The sequence below is a fragment of the Achromobacter sp. FW305-C-13 genome (assembly GCF_058783475.1).
This window is the reverse complement of record NZ_JBYSYN010000003.1, coordinates 589,829-605,853: the sequence shown is the minus strand read 5'-3', so window position 1 is coordinate 605,853 and position 16,025 is coordinate 589,829. Positions and strand designations below refer to the sequence as shown.

Genomic DNA, 16,025 nt, shown 5'->3' with positions numbered 1-16,025 from the left:
TCTTTAATTTCCGTTAACGGCGGCCAACGCGGCTTCAAGCGACGCGGGATCGGTGATGGCCAGGCCGGTAAGTTCGGGGTCGATACGCTTGGTGAGGCCCGCCAGCACCTTGCCGGGGCCGCACTCGATGATATGCGTGACGCCTTGCGCCTTCATCGCGCGCAGCGTTTCCACCCAACGCACAGGATGCCATGCCTGACGCACCAGCGCATCCCGGATTGCCCCGGGTTCCGTGGGCGACGCCACATCGACGTTGTTGATCACGGGGATCTGCGGCGCCGAGACCGTGACAGCGGCCAGCGCGCCAGCCAGCACGTCAGCGGCAGGCTTGAGCAGGCTCGAGTGGAACGGCGCGGACACCGGCAGGAGCAGCGCGCGCTTGGCGCCAGCGGCCTTGGCCAATTCGCAGGCGCGCTCAACGGCGGCCTTGTGCCCCGCGATCACGACTTGCGCAGGCGCATTGAAATTCACGGCTTCGACGATGTCGCCTTGGGCGGCTTGCGCACACGCGGCGCGCACGGCATCGTCGTCCAGGCCCAGGATGGCGGCCATGGCGCCCGTGCCCACCGGCACGGCAGCTTGCATGGCGTCGGCGCGCACACGCACCAGGCGCACGGCATCTTCAAGCGCCAGCGAACCGGCTGCGGTCAGTGCGGCGTATTCGCCCAGGCTGTGGCCGGCCACGACGTCGGGCTTGCGGCCGCCGGCGGCGCACCAGGCGGCATAGAACGCCACGCCAGCGGTCAGCATTGCCGGTTGGGTATTGGTGGTCAGGTTGAGCTGTTCCACCGGGCCTTGGGCGATCAGCGCGCCCAGATCCTGCCCCAGGGCTTGCGAGGCCTGCGCCACGGTGTCCGTGACGGCAGCGACGCCCGACCAGGCATCCAGCATGCCGACAGCTTGCGAACCTTGGCCAGGGAAGACAAATGCGATTTTCATGATTGACCGGTTGGATTGATTCAGTGTCTGTGTGGAATGTCAGGCGCGCTCTCCGGGCGGCGGCGCAAGCGCCGCTCTGCCCCGGGCGCACCCTTACATGCGGGCGAGTACCGAGCCCCAGGTGAATCCGCCGCCCACACCTTGCATCAGAATGAGCTGGCCCGGCTTGACGCGGCCATCACGGCGCGCGGCATCCAGTGCCAGCGGCACGCTGGCCGCAGAGGTGTTGGCGTGGCTGTCAACGGTAATGACGACTTTCTCGACCGGCACGGCAAGCTTGCGCGCCAGGAAGTTCAGGATGCGCACGTTGGCCTGATGCGGGATCAGCCAATCGACGTCGGCGAGCGCCACGCCGGCTTCGGCGCAGGTGTCGCGCGCCGATCGGTCCAGCACGGTCACGGCCTGCTTGAACACAGCTTGGCCGTCCATGCGCAGGAACGGATCGCCCGTCACGTCGCCGTAGGCCACGTTGCCCGCGGCGCTCAGGATCTTCATCTGGCTGCCGTCGGCATGCAGTTGCGCAGCCATAATGCCCGGCTCGTCGGACGCCTTCAACACCACGGCGCCCGCACCGTCGCCGAACAGCACGCAGGTGCTGCGGTCGTTCCAGTCGAGGATGCGCGAAAACACTTCCGCACCGATCACCAGGGCACAGCGGGCACGGCCCGCGCGGATGAAGCTGTCAGCGGTGGTCAGGGCGTAGACGAAGCCGCTGCACACGGCCTGCACGTCGAACGCCGCCGAACCCTTCGCGCCCAGGTTCGCCTGCACCAGGCAGGCCGTGCTGGGAAACACGAAGTCGGGCGTGGACGTGGCCACGACGATCAGGTCGATCTCGGAGGCGTCGACGCCGGCATCCGCCAACGCGCGGCGCGAGGCCTCGGTGGCCAGCTGGCTGGTCGTGACGCCGCGTTCGGCAAGATGGCGCTGACGGATGCCCGTGCGCTCAACGATCCATTCATCGGACGTGGCGATGTCGCGCGTCGCCAGCTCCGCTGCCAATTCGTCATTCGAAACCACGCGTTCCGGCAGGAAGCTGCCGGTGCCCGCGATTGCGGAATATTTCATTGCGGTATCCATCAAGCGGTGTCCCCAGCCACGTTCCGCGAAGGCGTTGCGGCGCCCTCGCCCGATTGAACGCGCTTGGTAATCTGAGCGACCGTCTGAGCGGTGCGCTCCAGCAGTTTACTCACTACGGCTTCGCGAGCTCGTTGCAACGCAAAACCGTAGGCGTAGACATCCGCGGAACCATGGCTCTTGATGACCACGCCACGCAAGCCCAGCAACGCGGCGCCGTTATAGCGCCGGTTGTCGACGCGATTGCGCAGACGGTTGAGCACCGGCTTGGCGATGGCGCCGGCCAGCAGGGTGACGATGTTGCGTTTGAACTCTTCGCGAATGATGCTGGATAGCATCTTCGCCAGCCCCTCGACGGACTTGAGCACGACGTTGCCGACGAAACCGTCGCAGACGACGACGTCGACCGTGCCCTTGAAGATGTCGTTGCCTTCCACGTTGCCGTAGAAATTCAACGGGCTGCCGCGCAGGAGCTCTGCAGCTTCCTTGACGACTTCGTTGCCCTTGATGACTTCTTCGCCGATGTTGAGCAAGCCCACGGAGGGGTTCTCACGATGGTCCACCGCCTGCGACAGCGCGGCGCCCATGATGGCGAATTGCAGTAGGTGCTCGGCCGAGCAGTCCACATTCGCACCCAGGTCCAGCACCGTGGTGGCGCGGCCCGTCTGGTTCGGAATGGACGTGGCGATCGCGGGGCGGTCGATACCGTCCAGCGTTTTGAGCACGTAGCGTGAAATGGCCATCCACGCGCCGGTGTTGCCCGCGGAAACGCAGGCGTCAGCGCGCCCGTCCTTGACGGACTGGGCGGCCAGGCGCATGGAGGAGTCTTTTTTGCGGCGCAGGGCGACCTCGACCGGGTCGTCCATGGTGACGACTTCAGAAGCCGCCACGATTTCCATACGATCGCGCGCTACGCCGCGGTGCTCGGAGAGCGCCGCTTCGATAGCATCGGGAAGCCCGACCAGCAATAGCCGGGTATCCGGAAATTGCCGGGCGAACTCGATCGCAGCCGGAATCGTGACGGGCAGACCGAAGTCTCCGCCCATACAGTCTATGGCGATGCGTATCACGGGTGCCAGGTATCAGCGCTCAGCCGAATTGGTCCGAGTACGAGTTCGGCCCGGGGGCCTTATTCGTCGGCCTTGGTCTTCAGGACCTTGCGGCCACGGTAAAAGCCGTTGGGGCTGATGTGGTGACGCAGGTGCGTTTCGCCGGTGTTCGGTTCGATAGCCGTCGACGGGCTGACCAGAAAATCATGCGAACGGTGCATACCGCGCTTGGAGGGGGACTTCTTGTTTTGTTGAACGGCCATGATGACTCCTAGAAACGGGGCGCATTGTACGCGATGCGGCCCGATGTTGATCTCAATCTTTGTGCTTCAGTTGTTCCAGCACCGCAAACGGCGACGGACGCTTGACAGCGGGCTCATCAAGAGCATCGCTGACTTTGGCCTGCGCGCCCGGGCATACTTCATGCTTGGGCACATACGGAACGCTCAGAATGAGCTCATCTTCGATCTGGGCCAGCAGATCAAAATGATGTGAACCCACCACCTTTTCAGGCTGGTTGGACACAAAACCATTTCCTTCTTCGTCTTCATCGTCCTCGTCGGCATGACCGTCGGTGTAATCACCGTTGGTAAAACCATCGTCGAGATCGGCTTCGGACTTGACCAGCTGCAAGAGGACTTCGCTATTGACCGGATACACGAACGGCGCGTTGCACCGCTGGCACACCAGCACCGGGTTCGCCTGCACGTGAACGTGCAGGAGGGGCCGGCCAAGCAACAGACCAGACTTGCCCACCTCACCGCGCACGGACCAAGTCACAAGCCCGGCATCGCCCAGCGGTTGTTCGGGTAACCCTTCAACCGCGCGCGAAAACCGCACAAGAGGTATGGTGCCATGCGCTTCCTTGCCACTATGGGCAAATGCGAATGCATCGATGCGCTTAATGATCAATCCTTTGCATTTACGGGTCTTTGCGATGGATCACGTATTTGCCACCTTGGGTTTGCAAACCTGGCTTTACCAAACAGCATGCCGTGACCAGAACGCGACCCGAATTTGGGTACCCGTTCACTGCAAAAATCCCGCAAAACGTTAGATAATACTGCGACTTACGCTTTAACGTCAAATATCGCATGCCTTCCAAGCCTAGCCTGATCCTCGCGTCCAGCTCGCGTTACCGCAAAGAACTGCTGTCGCGCCTGCGCCTGCCCTTTACGGCCATTTCCCCAGATGTAGACGAAACGCCACACCCCGGTGAAACGCCTGCCGCGCTGGCCCTGCGCCTGTCGGTCGCCAAGGCCATGGCCGTGGCGGACAAGCACCCCGGCAGCCTCGTCATCGGGTCGGATCAGGTGGCCACCGTGGACGGCCAGCCGATCGGCAAACCGGGGGATTTCCCCCGCGCCCTGGCGCAATTGCGGGCCCTGTCGGGGCAAATCGTGGAATTCCACAGCGCATTGGCGGTGACGGATGGCCAACGGGTGGAAAAAGCCGACATCGTCACGCGTTGCCATTTCCGCCAGCTGTCGGACCGCGCCATCGAGGCCTATCTGCGTGCCGAGGAACCCTACGATACCGCAGGCAGCGCCAAGGCGGAAAGCCTGGGCATCGCCCTGATGGAGAGCATCCAGAGCGACGACCCGACCGCCATCATCGGGCTGCCGCTGATCGAGTTGACGCGCATGCTGACGCGGTTCGGCCTGGATCCGCTGGACGCGCCGGGAGCTTCCGAATGAGCGGCGGCGCCCTGCACCTGATCCCCGTCGGTCTGGGAGAGGCCCCGCCCGAGCGCTGGCTGCCCACCGACGTGCGCGCGCTGGCCGGACGGCTGGACACCTACATCGCCGAGAACGCCAAGACAGCGCGCGCCTTCCTGAAGCTGATCGGCACCACACGGCCGCTGCAGGAAATTACCATCCACACACTGACCGACAAGGTCAACGACGGCCAGATCAAAACGTGGCTGGAGCCGGTCAGGAAAGGCGCGGAAATCGGGCTGGTCTCCGAAGCGGGCTGCCCCGCCGTCGCGGACCCCGGCGCCAAGGTCGTGGACGCCGCCCATCGCCTGGGCATCACCGTCAAACCCTGGGTGGGCCCCTCTTCCATCCTGCTGGGCCTGATGGCCAGCGGCCTGGACGGGCAGCGTTTCGCTTTCCACGGCTACGCGCCGGTGGACCCGGCCGAACGCGCCAAGCAATTGCGCGCCTGGGAACAGCATTCGGCCAAGCACAACCAGACCCAGTTACTGATCGAAACGCCGTACCGCAATGCCGCCATGTTCGCCACCTTGCTGGCCAGCCTGAAGGGCGACACCAAGCTGTGCGTGGCCCGCTCGGTCACGACTGCCGATGAATGGGTCGTGACACACACCGTGGCCGACTGGAAAAAGCTGCCGGCGCCCCAATTGGACAAGCTGCCCACGCTGTTCCTCTACCTGGCCCGCTGACCCATGTTCCGCTTGATCACCACACTGCTGGCCACGGCAGTCCTGGCGGGCTGCGCCACGCGCGGCCCCGCCGGACTGGACCTGGACACCTCCGTCACCGCCGTCAGCCAGGCCAGCCGCGTACGCAGCGTCGTCCTGCACTACACCTCGGTCGACGACGCCACCTCCATGAAGCTGCTGTCCCAAGGCAAGGTCAGCGCGCACTACCTGATCAACGACGCCGGGCGCGCCTATCGCCTGGTGGATGAAAACCGTGCCGCCTGGCATGCCGGCGCCAGCTCCTGGTACGGCAACATTGCCATGAACAGCACGTCCATCGGCATCGAAGTTGTCAACCCCGGCTGGACGGACGGCCCGGATGGCAAGCCGCTCTGGCACCCCTACAACGAACGCCAGCTGCGGGCGCTGACGATCCTGCTGCGCGACATCATCCAGCGGCACGGGGTCGCCCCTGAAAACGTGGTGGGCCACAGCGATATCGCCCCGCAGCGCAAAGTGGACCCTGGCCCGCTTTTCCCGTGGAAAGCATTGGCTGCGGCGGGGATCGGCCGCTGGTACGACGAGGCCGGCGCCACCGAGCATCTGGCGCGCCTGCAAACCGAGGGCGTGCCGGACGTGGCCTGGTTCCAGAAGCAATTGCTGCGGCTGGGTTATGCCTGCCCGCAGGATGGCGCCCTGGACCGCGCAACAATCAACACATTGGCGGCCTTCCAGATGCACTATCGCCCCGCCCTGCACGATGGCCAGCCGGACGCGGAAACCGCGGCGATCATGCTGGCAATGCCTTAGGCGAGCCCTACGTACGGCGGCGCCACCACGCCACGATCCGCCACCCCAGTAGCAGGGCCAGCACCGAGGCATACAGGAGCGGCTGCGCTAGGTCGTTCTTGCCAGCCTTGTGCCACCAATAGTGCAGGACCGCCAGCAGCCCGATCGCGTAGATGGCGCGGTGCAGTTGCTGCCAGCGCTTGCCCAGCCGGCGCATGGCCCACTGTGTGGAGGTGGCCGCCAGCGCCGTCATCAGCACAAAGGCGGCAAACCCCACCGTGATGAAGGGGCGCTCGCCAATGTCCTGCAGCATCGCCGCCGGATCCAGCCCGCGGTCCCACCAGACCCAGGCCATGAAATGCATGGCACCGTAGAAAAACGCGAACAGCCCGCACATGCGGCGCACGCGAACCAGCGCGGGCTGCCCGGTCAGGCGGCGCAGCGGCGTGATCGCCAGCGTGACCAGCAGGCAAACCAGCGTCCACGTGCCGGACGAGCGCGTCAGGAACTCCACGGGGTTCGCGGTCAGGCCGTTGTTGAACCCCAGCCAGATCCACCGCAGGAACGGCGTCAGGCCCAGCAGGAACAGGACAGGCTTGAACCGCCCGACTGCCCGAGCGGACAGGGACGCCTTGCGCGGGACTGCGGTAGCCGCGGGTTGCGAAGTGCCTTCAGGCATCGATGCCTCAGTAGTTGGCTTTCAGGTCCATGCCCTGATAGAGCGATGCCACCTGTTCGCCATATCCATTGAACATCAAGGTCTTGCGCTTGGGGCTGAACAGGCCGTCCTCGCCGATGCGGCGTTCGGTCGCCTGGCTCCAGCGCGGATGCGGGACGTTGGGGTTCACGTTGGCATAGAAGCCGTACTCCTGGGGCGCCGCCTTGATCCAGGACGACACCGGCAGCTTTTCCACAAGCCGGATCTTGACGATCGATTTGGCCGACTTGAACCCGTACTTCCACGGCACAGCCAAGCGCAGCGGGGCTCCGTTCTGGTTGGGCAGGACCTTGCCGTACACGCCGAACACCAGCATCGCCAACGGATTCATGGCCTCGTCGATACGCAGGCCTTCCACGTAGGGCCAGTCGAGGATCGCGGCGCGCACGCCCGGCATGTTCTCGCGCTGCACCGCCGTCACGAATTCCACGTATTTGGCGTTGCCCGTAGGCTCGACCTGTTTCAGCAGTTCAGACACCGAATAGCCCACCCATGGGATCACCATGGACCAGCCTTCGACGCAGCGCAGGCGGTAGACGCGCTCTTCCATCGGTGCGAGCTTGAGCAATTCCTCGATGCTGAAGGTGCGTGGCCGGGCGACCTCGCCTTCGACGCTGACTGTCCAGGGGCGCGTCTGCAACTTGCCTGCGTTCGCGGCGGGATCGCCCTTATCGACGCCGAACTCGTAGTAGTTGTTGTAGGACGTCACATCGGCCAGCGAGGTCTGCTTGTCCATGACGCTGAGCGACGCATTGGGCTTGCCCGGCAGGGCGCCGGCGTCCTGAGCAAAGGCGCTGCGCGTCGCCCAGCCCGGCAAACCCACGGCGGCGGCCGTCAGCCCGGCGCGCAGCATCAACTCGCGCCGCGAGCGCCAGACGGCCTCGTCGGTGATTTCGGACGGAACAATATCGGCGGGCTTGCGTATCAGCATCGTGGTCTCTCCGGTCTGGGGCCTGCCAGTGATGGCCGCGCCCTGCGCATGCCATAGACGTTGCGCCATCCCATGATATTCCGCGGCAGCATCGCCGCGGACGGGAACTTCCAGATTGACCCGCCCCGAGGCCGGACGTTCCCGGCCGGCTACCCGATCAGGCGCTTGCGGACACCCGCGGCAAGAGCCAGTCGCGCACCAGCGGCACGCTATCGAGCACCGCCTGCGGCGCACAACTTTGTAGCTCCTTCAGGGTATGCGCGCCATACGTCACGCCCAGGCCATGGACGCCGGCGTTGGCCGCCATCTGCAGGTCGTGGGAGGTATCGCCGATCATCACGACTCGACCCGGCTCGACGTCCAATTCCTGCATCAGCTCGTGCAGCATCGCCGGGTGCGGCTTGCTGAAGGTTTCGTCCGCGGTGCGGGTGGCGTCAAACAACGGGCCCAGGCCGGTCGCGGCCAGCGCGCGGGTCAGGCCGACCCGGCTCTTGCCCGTTGCGACGGCCAGGCGCACGTTCTGCCCGGCCAGCTCGGCCAACAGTTCCGGGATTCCGTCAAACAGACGCAACTCGGGGTCGCGCAGCAGGTAGTGGGTGCGATAGCGCTCCAGGAACCGGGGCATCATCGCCTGCGTCAGTTCCGGCACGGCGCGGCGCAGCGCGCTTTCCAGGGACAGACCAATCACCCAGCTGGCTTCGGATGCCGAGGGCACCGCCAGGTCCAGATCGCGGCAAGCGCCCTGAATGGCCGCCACGATACTGTGCGTGGAATCCATCAAGGTGCCATCCCAGTCAAACACGACCAGCGAATACGACGACATAATCAGACCGACTCCAGTTGTTTCAGTATTTGCCGGCACGCGGGAGGCAGTTCGGCGGTAAGGGTCAGGGGCTCGCCCGTGACCGGATGAGCGAGGGTCAGCTGGTGGGCGTGCAGGAACATCCGGCCGAACCCGTTGCGGGCGAATTCCGCCCGGACGTCGTCATGGCCGTATTTGTCGTCGCCCACGATGGGAAAGCCGCTGGCGGCCAGGTGCACACGGATCTGATGGGTGCGCCCAGTGCGCAGCTCGGCGTCGACCAGGCTGTAGCCGCCAAAGCGCTGCTTGAGCGTGATGATGGTGTGCGCCGTCTGGCCGTCGGGATCCACCTTGACCCGGCGCTCGCCCGATTGCGTGGTCCACTTGGACAAGCTTAGCTTGATGTGCTGGCGGTCGTTGACCCAATCGCCCTCGACCAGGGCCAGATAGTGCTTGTCGCCCTTGCCTTCCCGCAGCATGGCGTGCAGGGCCAGCAGCGCGCTGCGCTTCTTGGCCACCATGAGCAGACCCGAGGTCTCGCGGTCCAGCCGATGCACCAGCTCCAGGAACTTGGCCTCGGGCCGGGCGGCGCGCAATTGTTCGATCACGCCGAACGACACGCCGCTGCCGCCGTGCACCGCCACGCCGGCGGGCTTGTCCACGACCAGCAAGGCGTCGTCCTCGAACACGATCGGGAATTCCGCGCCGGGCACCGGCCGGGGCTTGCCCGGATCCGGCAACCGCAGGGGCGGGATGCGCACGATATCGCCCTCGACGATGCGATAGTCGACCGAAATGCGTCCCTTATTTACGCGCACTTCGCCGCCGCGGATGGCTTTGTAGATATGCGTTTTGGGGACGCCCTTGCACAGGCGCATCAGGTAGTTATCCAGACGCTGGCCGGCATGCTCGGCATCGACCTCCACCATTCGAACGGCGGGGGCGGCTTTAGAGGGGGATATAGGGGAGGAAGTTTCTTTGCGCATTGCGGAAAGCGACATATAATCGGGACAGCCTTAAGGGGCTGAACTAGCCGCCTGGCGTAGAGATGCAATTTAAATACGCAACTCCGTCGAGCGCGCGGGCCGCCATTGTACTGCCTGCTCATTCAACCCCTGGGTCTCTTGGTCGCCGGCGCAACCGCGCCCTGCCGGATAGTGGTGTGGCATTCACTTTGCCCGCTGTCCCAGCAGGTCCGTTGCATGCCGCAAGCGGCTCTGAAGCACTGCAAGAATCGTCGCATATTTAAAGCACCAGCTGCGTGTAGGCAACCAATCCGACCGCAACTGCCGTTCACAGCAATTTTTCCGTCAAACCACATTCAGTGAAGCTGACCCTCCTGCTGACAGAACCCCGTGCCCCACGGCACGACGTGCCCGCCTGACCCGCGGCGGATACGCCTGGGCGCCGCCCAGGTACGGTCCGCATTTCTTGCCCGCTTCAGCCGCAGCCCGAGTGACCCGAGGTCACGCGCCGATATCGGCGCGTCATGACAACGGAGAAACCCTCTCATGAAGCGCATGCTGTTCAATGCGACGCATCAGGAAGAATTACGCGTCGCAATCGTCGATGGGCAAAAACTCATCGACCTCGACATCGAGACTGCCGGCCGCGAACAACGCAAAGGCAACATCTACAAAGGTGTCATCACCCGGATCGAACCCGGCCTGGAAGCTTGCTTCGTCAACTACGGTGAAGACCGTCACGGCTTTCTGCCCTTCAAGGAAGTTGCCCGCAGCTTCTTCAAGGAAGGTGTAGATGTCCGTAGCGCCCGCATCCAGGATGCGCTGCGCGAAGGCCAGGAACTGATCGTTCAGGTCGAAAAGGAAGAGCGCGGCAACAAGGGCGCTGCCCTGACCACGTTCATCTCGCTGGCTGGCCGCTACCTGGTCCTGATGCCCAACAACCCCCGTGGCGGTGGCGTTTCGCGCCGCGTCGAGGGCGAAGACCGTCAGGAACTGCGCGACACGATGGAGCAGCTTGAGCTGCCCCAGGGCATGAGCATCATCGCCCGCACGGCCGGCATCGGCCGCAACGTCGAAGAGCTCCAGTGGGACCTGTCCTACCTGTTGCAGCTGTGGACCGCCATCGACGGCGCTGCCCGCGACAACTCCGCGCCCATCCTGATCTACCTGGAATCCAGCCTGGTCATCCGGGCCATCCGCGATTACTTCTCGCCCGAAATCGGCGAGATCCTGATCGACACCGACGAGATCGCCGACCAGGCCACCGCCTTCATGAGCGTGGTGATGCCGGACAACGTCCAGCGCGTCAAACGCTACCGTGACGACATCCCGCTGTTCTCGCGCTTCCAGATCGAACACCAGATCGAAACGGCGTACTCGCGCACCGTGACGCTGCCTTCGGGCGGCGCCATCGTGATCGACCACACCGAAGCGCTGGTTTCCGTCGACGTGAACTCGGCCCGCTCCACGCGCGGCGCCGACATCGAGGAAACCGCGCTGCGCACGAACTCCGAAGCGGCCGACGAAGTGGCCCGCCAGTTGCGCTTGCGCGACCTGGGCGGCCTGATCGTCATCGACTTCATCGACATGGAAGACAGCAAGAACCAGCGCGCCGTCGAACAGCGCCTGCGTGATGCCCTCCATTTCGACCGTGCCCGCGTGCAAATGGGCAAGATCTCGCGCTTCGGCCTGATGGAACTGTCGCGCCAGCGCCTGCGTCCGGCCCTGAACGAAGGCTCGCACATCACCTGCCCGCGCTGCAACGGCACCGGTGTGATCCGCGATGCCGAATCCAGCGCCCTGCACGTGCTGCGCCTGCTGCAAGAAGAAGCGATGAAGGAAAACACCGCGGCGGTCCACGCCCAGGTGCCGGTGGATGTTGCCACCTACCTTCTGAACGAAAAGCGCGCCGACATCACCAAGATGGAAGCCCGCCTGAAGGTCAACCTGATGCTGATCCCCAACAAGCATCTGGAAACGCCGCACCACCACATCGAGCGCCTGCGCCACGACGATCCGCGACTGGAAGAACTGAAGACCAGCTTCGAGCTGGTGGAAGCCCCGGCCACGGACGCGCCCTGGCAGCCGCGCGAAAGCGAGATCAAGGCCCGTCCGGAAGCGCTGGTCAAGGGCATCACGCCCTCGCAGCCCGCTCCCGTCTCGACGCCCGCAGCCCCGGTCGCCGCCCCCGCAGCGCCCGCCGCAGCCGGTGGCCTCGGCGGCCTGTTCAAGCGCCTGGTCGGCTGGCTGACCGGCAATGCCGACACCGCCAAGCCCGCCCCCGCCGCCCAGGAAGACAGCGCCAAGCGCGCGGCCTCCGGCCGTGGCGGCAAGGGCCGCAGCGGCCATGACGGCCAGGAACGCCGCGGCGAACGCCACGGCTCGGACCGCAACCGCAACCGTCGCGGCGAATCGCGTACCGAAGGCGCTGAAGGCAGCGAAGGCGGCCGCCATCACGTGCGTGGCAACCGTCGTCCCGAAGGCGAACGCGGCGAGCGCCAGGAACGTGGCGACCGCGGCAACCGCAACGAGCCGCGCGGCGACCAGGCAGCACAGGCAGCCCTGGCCTCCAACCGCCCCGATCAGGCTGACCAGGCCAATGGCGACGACACCGGCGCCGGCCGCAACCGCCGCCGTGGCCGTGGCCGCAATCGCCGTGAAGAAGGCCAATCCGACGCACCGATGAGCGAACAGGAAAGCATGGTGGCCGCGCTGGCGCAAAGCGTCGCGACCGCCCTGCCCGACACCAAGCCGGCCGCTGAAGCCACTGCGGACGCGGCCGACGCCGCCGAGCAGACCGCTGACGGCATCCCGACGGCAGAAGGCGCCGAAGGCGCAGCGGATCCGGAACGCAAGCGCCGTCGCCGCCGCAGCCGCCGTGGCCGCCGCAGCCCGGACGAAGCAGGTTTGGCTGGCAGCGACGAGCAACTGGAAGACGGTTCGGATGACGACGCCAGCGAACAAGCCGAAGGCGTCCCTGCCCAAGCCGCTCCCGCTGCTCCGGCTGCCCCGGCCCAGGTTGCAGAAGCCGCTCCGGTAGCTGCCGAGCAAGCCACTCCGGTTCAGACGCAAGCCGTCCAGACCAAGGTGACGGAAGCCCAGGTCATTGAAGCCGCACCGGTGCAAGCCGAAGTGGCTGCCCAGCAGGTCGAAGCCCCGGCGGTCGAAGCCCAACAGGCTGACACCCCGAAGGCAGAACCCGTGCAAGCCGCGGCCGAACCGGTGGCCCAGCCCGTGCAAACGGCTGCCCCGGAAGTGACGCAGCCGGTCGCCGTGGAACCCGCCAGCCAGGTGTCCGCACCTGCGCCGGTGGCCGCCCCCGTGGAAACCGCTGCCGCGGAACCCGTCGTGACGGCACCCGCACCGGTGATTGAAGCCGCCGCGCCGGTCGCTGCTGCGCCGGTCGCCGCTCCGGCGGATGCGCAACAGCCGATCGTGGTGCCCGCAACGGCCCCGACGGCCAAGGCCCAAGCTTTGCACGACGTGGTGAACGCCGCTGGCCTGAAGTGGGTGGAAACCGATCCGGACCGCCACGCCCAGACCCAGCTGCGCATCGCCGCCGCGCATACGCCGACCCGCCTGGGCCGTGAGCGCAAGCCGGTTGCGACCGTTTCGAACGAACCGCTGGTTCAAGTCGAAACGCGCCACTAAGCCGCTCGCGCGACAAAAAAGCCCCCATCGCATGATGGGGGCTTTTTTTTGCCTAAGGCCGCCCCGGCGCGTTCGGTGCCAGCCGCAGCGGCAAGAACCACAGGGCGAAAAAAAGCCCTCGTGATCGAGGGCTTCAAGATTGCAGCCGAGCTAGGCTCAGAACTGGTATGTGTAGGTCAGCTGGACCAGGTCCAGACCCGGGTTCGGGCGCTTGATGCTGGCGTTGGAGAAGTGCGAATAGCGCACGCCGATACGGTTGTTCGGGGTCAGGAGGAAGCCCATGCCGACGTGGTCGCCGAACTGGAAGGCGGTACTGATGTTCTCGTTGGCGAAGCGCGTGCTGGAGAACACCGTGGCGCCAATGCCGGCCTCGAGGTAGAAGCGCTCGCCCGTCCACCAGCGGAACATCGGAATGGCGTTCAACTGCCAGACATGGCCCGGCGAACGCGAACCGTCGGCCCACCAGTAGGATGCGCCAAGCTCAGGCGTCAGGTCCAGACGGCCCCAGTTGCCACCGAACTGGTGGGTCCAGACAGAGGGGGTTTCGTAGTTCAGCGTGAAGCGCTGATAATGGTCGCCGATGCCGTAATGCATACTGACCCCGCCTTGCGTGCCCTCGGACGATTGCGCGCTGGCCACGGTGGCGGCGCCGGCAAGCGCCAGACCGATAAGGCAGGTAAGCATTTTCTTCTTGGTCGACAGCATAGGTAACTCCGTAGAATTCTGGTCTAACCGGCAACATATCAAAATCCGGGCCACATGGCTTGGCTATTGTCGCAATATGGCAACAATTCGAGGTGGAAAACACTGTTCCGAAAAACGTGGTCACACCCGATACAAGATCCGGCCTGCCGCACAACAATTATGCGTCTGACCAACAACGAAAATGCCGCCGCCAGCACCAAGCTGACGGCGGCATTTTTTGACGCGGCGAAGCGAATCAGACGGCGGTGACGACGTCCGCTGGCTGGTTGGTCAACAGCGCCAGCAGGCGGGCGATTTCCTCGCGCAACTGGCGGCGGTCTACGACCATGTCGATCGCGCCCTTCTGCAGCAGGAACTCGGCGCGCTGGAAGCCTTCAGGAAGCTTCTCGCGGACGGTCTGTTCGATCACGCGCGGGCCGGCAAAGCCGATCAGCGCCTTGGGTTCGGCGATGACCACGTCGCCCATGAAGGCGAAGCTGGCCGACACGCCGCCCATGGTGGGGTCGGTAAGCACGCTGATGAATGGCAGGCCCGCCGCCGACAGGCGCGTGAGCATGGCGTTCGTCTTGGCCATTTGCATCAGGGACAGCAGGCTTTCCTGCATGCGCGCGCCGCCAGAGGCAGCCACGCAGATGAACGGCGTCTTGTTGTCCAGGGCGGCCTGGGCGCCGCGCGCAAAGCGCTCGCCCACCACCGAGCCCATGGACCCGCCCATGAATTCGAATTCAAAGCAGGCAAGCGTCGCCGGCACGCCGCGGATCGAGCCGCTCATGACCACCAGCGCATCGGTTTCACCGGTTTGCTTGACGGCCTCTTGCAGACGCTCGGGGTACTTGCGGGTGTCCTTGAACTTCAGCGTGTCCACGGAACGCGTGGTCTGGCCGATTTCGACGCGGCCTTCCATGTCCAGCAGCGAATCGATGCGGGCGCGGGCGCCGATGCGCATGTGATGGTCGCACTTGGGACACACATGCAGATTGGCCGCCAAGTCTTCGCTGTACAGCACCGATTCGCACGACGGGCATTTCACCCAAAGGCCTTCGGGCACGCGGCGGGCGCCGCTGTCGCTGGTCTTATTGATGCGAGGAGGCAGGAGTTTTTCGATCCAGCTCATTGATATTTCATCCCGTGTGAGGTCGCGCCCGCCGTTCAGGCCGACGCGTTTTCTCGTTTTACTTGATCCAGCGCGAGCCGGATGGTGCGCAGCCAGCCGCTGGCGGCGGTGACTGCAGCGTCGGTTTTTTGGGCAGCCGGGGCGTCAGCCACCGCCTGCTCCATCGTTTCAATCAGTTTGCTGCCGATGACGACCGCATCGGCCACGCGCGCCACGCGTTGGGCGCTTTCCGCATCGCGGATGCCGAAGCCGACGCCCACCGGGATGTTGCGCACGTGGCGGCGGATGACGGCCACGCGTTCAGCGACGTCGTCGGTATTCAGCGACCCCGAGCCCGTAACGCCCTTGAGCGACACGTAATACACGTAGCCGCGCGCCACTTCCGCCACGGCCTGGATCCGGGCCTCGGTGGAGGTGGGAGCCAGCAGGAAAATGGGGGCAATGCCGTGTTCGCCCAAGGTCGCGGCGAACTCGATGACTTCTTCAGGCGGGTAGTCCACGACCAGCACGCCGTCCACGCCCGCGCGTTCGGCGTTGACGGCAAATGCCGTCTGGCCCATGCGCTCGATCGGGTTGGCGTAACCCATCAGCACCACGGGGGTGGTGGTGTCGCGTTGGCGGAATTCCGCCACCAGTTCCAGCACGCGGGTCAGGCCCACGCCCTGCGCGATGGCGCGGTCGGCGGCGCGCTGGATCACCGGGCCGTCGGCCATGGGATCCGAAAACGGCACGCCGAGTTCGATCACGTCGGCGCCGGCCTCGACCAGCGCGTGCATCAGGGGAACGGTAGCGGCGGGCGACGGGTCGCCTGCCGCGATATACGGAATCAGCGCCGCGGCGCGGCCGGATTCGGCGGTGCGCTCAAAGGCGGCGGCGATGCGATCAGTGCGAGTTGTCAT

General features: G+C 65.2%; 16 protein-coding genes. 4 read left to right on the top strand and 12 right to left on the bottom strand.

Features of this window, described 5'->3' with window-relative positions; all coding sequences use genetic code 11:
- Positions 1-3: 3 nt before the first annotated feature.
- From fabD to AC3WMU_RS21690, 5 genes are all read right to left on the bottom strand, one after another.
- Positions 4-939 (bottom strand): ACP S-malonyltransferase, encoded by a 936-nt coding sequence (gene fabD, locus AC3WMU_RS21710; RefSeq protein WP_006223825.1) that lies wholly within the window; start codon positions 937-939, stop codon positions 4-6.
- A gap of 93 nt (positions 940-1,032) precedes the next feature.
- Complete coding sequence (locus tag AC3WMU_RS21705; protein WP_280025594.1) at positions 1,033-2,019, bottom strand: beta-ketoacyl-ACP synthase III; 987 nt, start codon at positions 2,017-2,019, stop codon at positions 1,033-1,035.
- Positions 2,019-3,086, bottom strand: a complete 1,068-nt coding sequence (gene plsX, locus AC3WMU_RS21700; protein WP_035212788.1) for a phosphate acyltransferase PlsX — start codon at positions 3,084-3,086, stop codon at positions 2,019-2,021. Before plsX ends, AC3WMU_RS21705 begins: the two co-directional genes overlap by 1 nt.
- Before the next feature lie 59 nt (positions 3,087-3,145).
- Entirely contained in the window at positions 3,146-3,328 is a 183-nt protein-coding gene (gene rpmF, locus AC3WMU_RS21695; RefSeq protein ID WP_006223822.1) for a 50S ribosomal protein L32, read from the bottom strand.
- 52 nt (positions 3,329-3,380) lie between these two features.
- Positions 3,381-3,977, bottom strand: coding sequence for a YceD family protein (locus AC3WMU_RS21690; protein ID WP_280025596.1), 597 nt, complete (start codon positions 3,975-3,977; stop codon positions 3,381-3,383).
- A gap of 182 nt (positions 3,978-4,159) precedes the next feature.
- On the opposite strand from AC3WMU_RS21690, the gene AC3WMU_RS21685 reads away from it, so the two are divergent.
- From AC3WMU_RS21685 to AC3WMU_RS21675, 3 genes are read left to right on the top strand one after another with little or no spacing between them, the layout of a single operon-like run.
- Positions 4,160-4,762, top strand: coding sequence for a Maf-like protein (locus AC3WMU_RS21685; RefSeq protein ID WP_424626413.1), 603 nt, complete (start codon positions 4,160-4,162; stop codon positions 4,760-4,762).
- The gene (locus tag AC3WMU_RS21680; protein ID WP_424626412.1) at positions 4,759-5,472 is read left to right on the top strand and encodes an SAM-dependent methyltransferase; all 714 of its coding nucleotides are present in this window, start codon (positions 4,759-4,761) and stop codon (positions 5,470-5,472) included. Before AC3WMU_RS21685 ends, AC3WMU_RS21680 begins: the two co-directional genes overlap by 4 nt.
- Before the next feature lie 3 nt (positions 5,473-5,475).
- Positions 5,476-6,261, top strand: coding sequence for an N-acetylmuramoyl-L-alanine amidase (locus AC3WMU_RS21675; RefSeq protein WP_492282965.1), 786 nt, complete (start codon positions 5,476-5,478; stop codon positions 6,259-6,261).
- 7 nt (positions 6,262-6,268) lie between these two features.
- Here AC3WMU_RS21675 and msrQ read toward each other — a convergent pair whose 3' ends face one another.
- The 4 genes from msrQ to AC3WMU_RS21655 all read right to left on the bottom strand — a co-directional run bounded on the left by msrQ (position 6,269) and on the right by AC3WMU_RS21655 (position 9,677).
- A complete protein-coding gene (gene msrQ, locus AC3WMU_RS21670; protein ID WP_492282964.1) occupies positions 6,269-6,919 on the bottom strand; it encodes a protein-methionine-sulfoxide reductase heme-binding subunit MsrQ in 651 nt (216 codons plus the stop codon).
- 7 nt (positions 6,920-6,926) lie between these two features.
- Positions 6,927-7,889: a protein-methionine-sulfoxide reductase catalytic subunit MsrP gene (msrP, locus tag AC3WMU_RS21665; RefSeq protein ID WP_454678096.1), complete on the bottom strand. Its 963-nt coding sequence runs from the start codon at positions 7,887-7,889 to the stop codon at positions 6,927-6,929.
- A gap of 157 nt (positions 7,890-8,046) precedes the next feature.
- On the bottom strand, positions 8,047-8,712 hold the full coding sequence (locus tag AC3WMU_RS21660; RefSeq protein ID WP_454676317.1) for an HAD family hydrolase: 666 nt from the start codon (positions 8,710-8,712) through the stop codon (positions 8,047-8,049).
- A 2-nt stretch (positions 8,713-8,714) separates the two neighbouring features.
- Positions 8,715-9,677, bottom strand: coding sequence for an RluA family pseudouridine synthase (locus AC3WMU_RS21655; protein WP_280025607.1), 963 nt, complete (start codon positions 9,675-9,677; stop codon positions 8,715-8,717).
- Positions 9,678-10,202: 525 nt separating this feature from the next.
- Between AC3WMU_RS21655 and AC3WMU_RS21650 the strand changes: the two genes are divergently transcribed.
- The gene (locus AC3WMU_RS21650; protein WP_424626409.1) at positions 10,203-13,307 is read left to right on the top strand and encodes an Rne/Rng family ribonuclease; all 3,105 of its coding nucleotides are present in this window, start codon (positions 10,203-10,205) and stop codon (positions 13,305-13,307) included.
- Between the two features lie 156 nt (positions 13,308-13,463).
- Here AC3WMU_RS21650 and AC3WMU_RS21645 read toward each other — a convergent pair whose 3' ends face one another.
- The 3 genes from AC3WMU_RS21645 to trpA form a co-directional block, all read right to left on the bottom strand.
- Positions 13,464-14,012: an acyloxyacyl hydrolase gene (locus AC3WMU_RS21645; RefSeq protein WP_006223812.1), complete on the bottom strand. Its 549-nt coding sequence runs from the start codon at positions 14,010-14,012 to the stop codon at positions 13,464-13,466.
- Positions 14,013-14,247: 235 nt separating this feature from the next.
- On the bottom strand, positions 14,248-15,126 hold the full coding sequence (accD, locus tag AC3WMU_RS21640; RefSeq protein WP_006223811.1) for an acetyl-CoA carboxylase, carboxyltransferase subunit beta: 879 nt from the start codon (positions 15,124-15,126) through the stop codon (positions 14,248-14,250).
- Between the two features lie 35 nt (positions 15,127-15,161).
- The gene (gene trpA / locus AC3WMU_RS21635) at positions 15,162-16,025 is read right to left on the bottom strand and encodes a tryptophan synthase subunit alpha (protein WP_280025615.1); all 864 of its coding nucleotides are present in this window, start codon (positions 16,023-16,025) and stop codon (positions 15,162-15,164) included.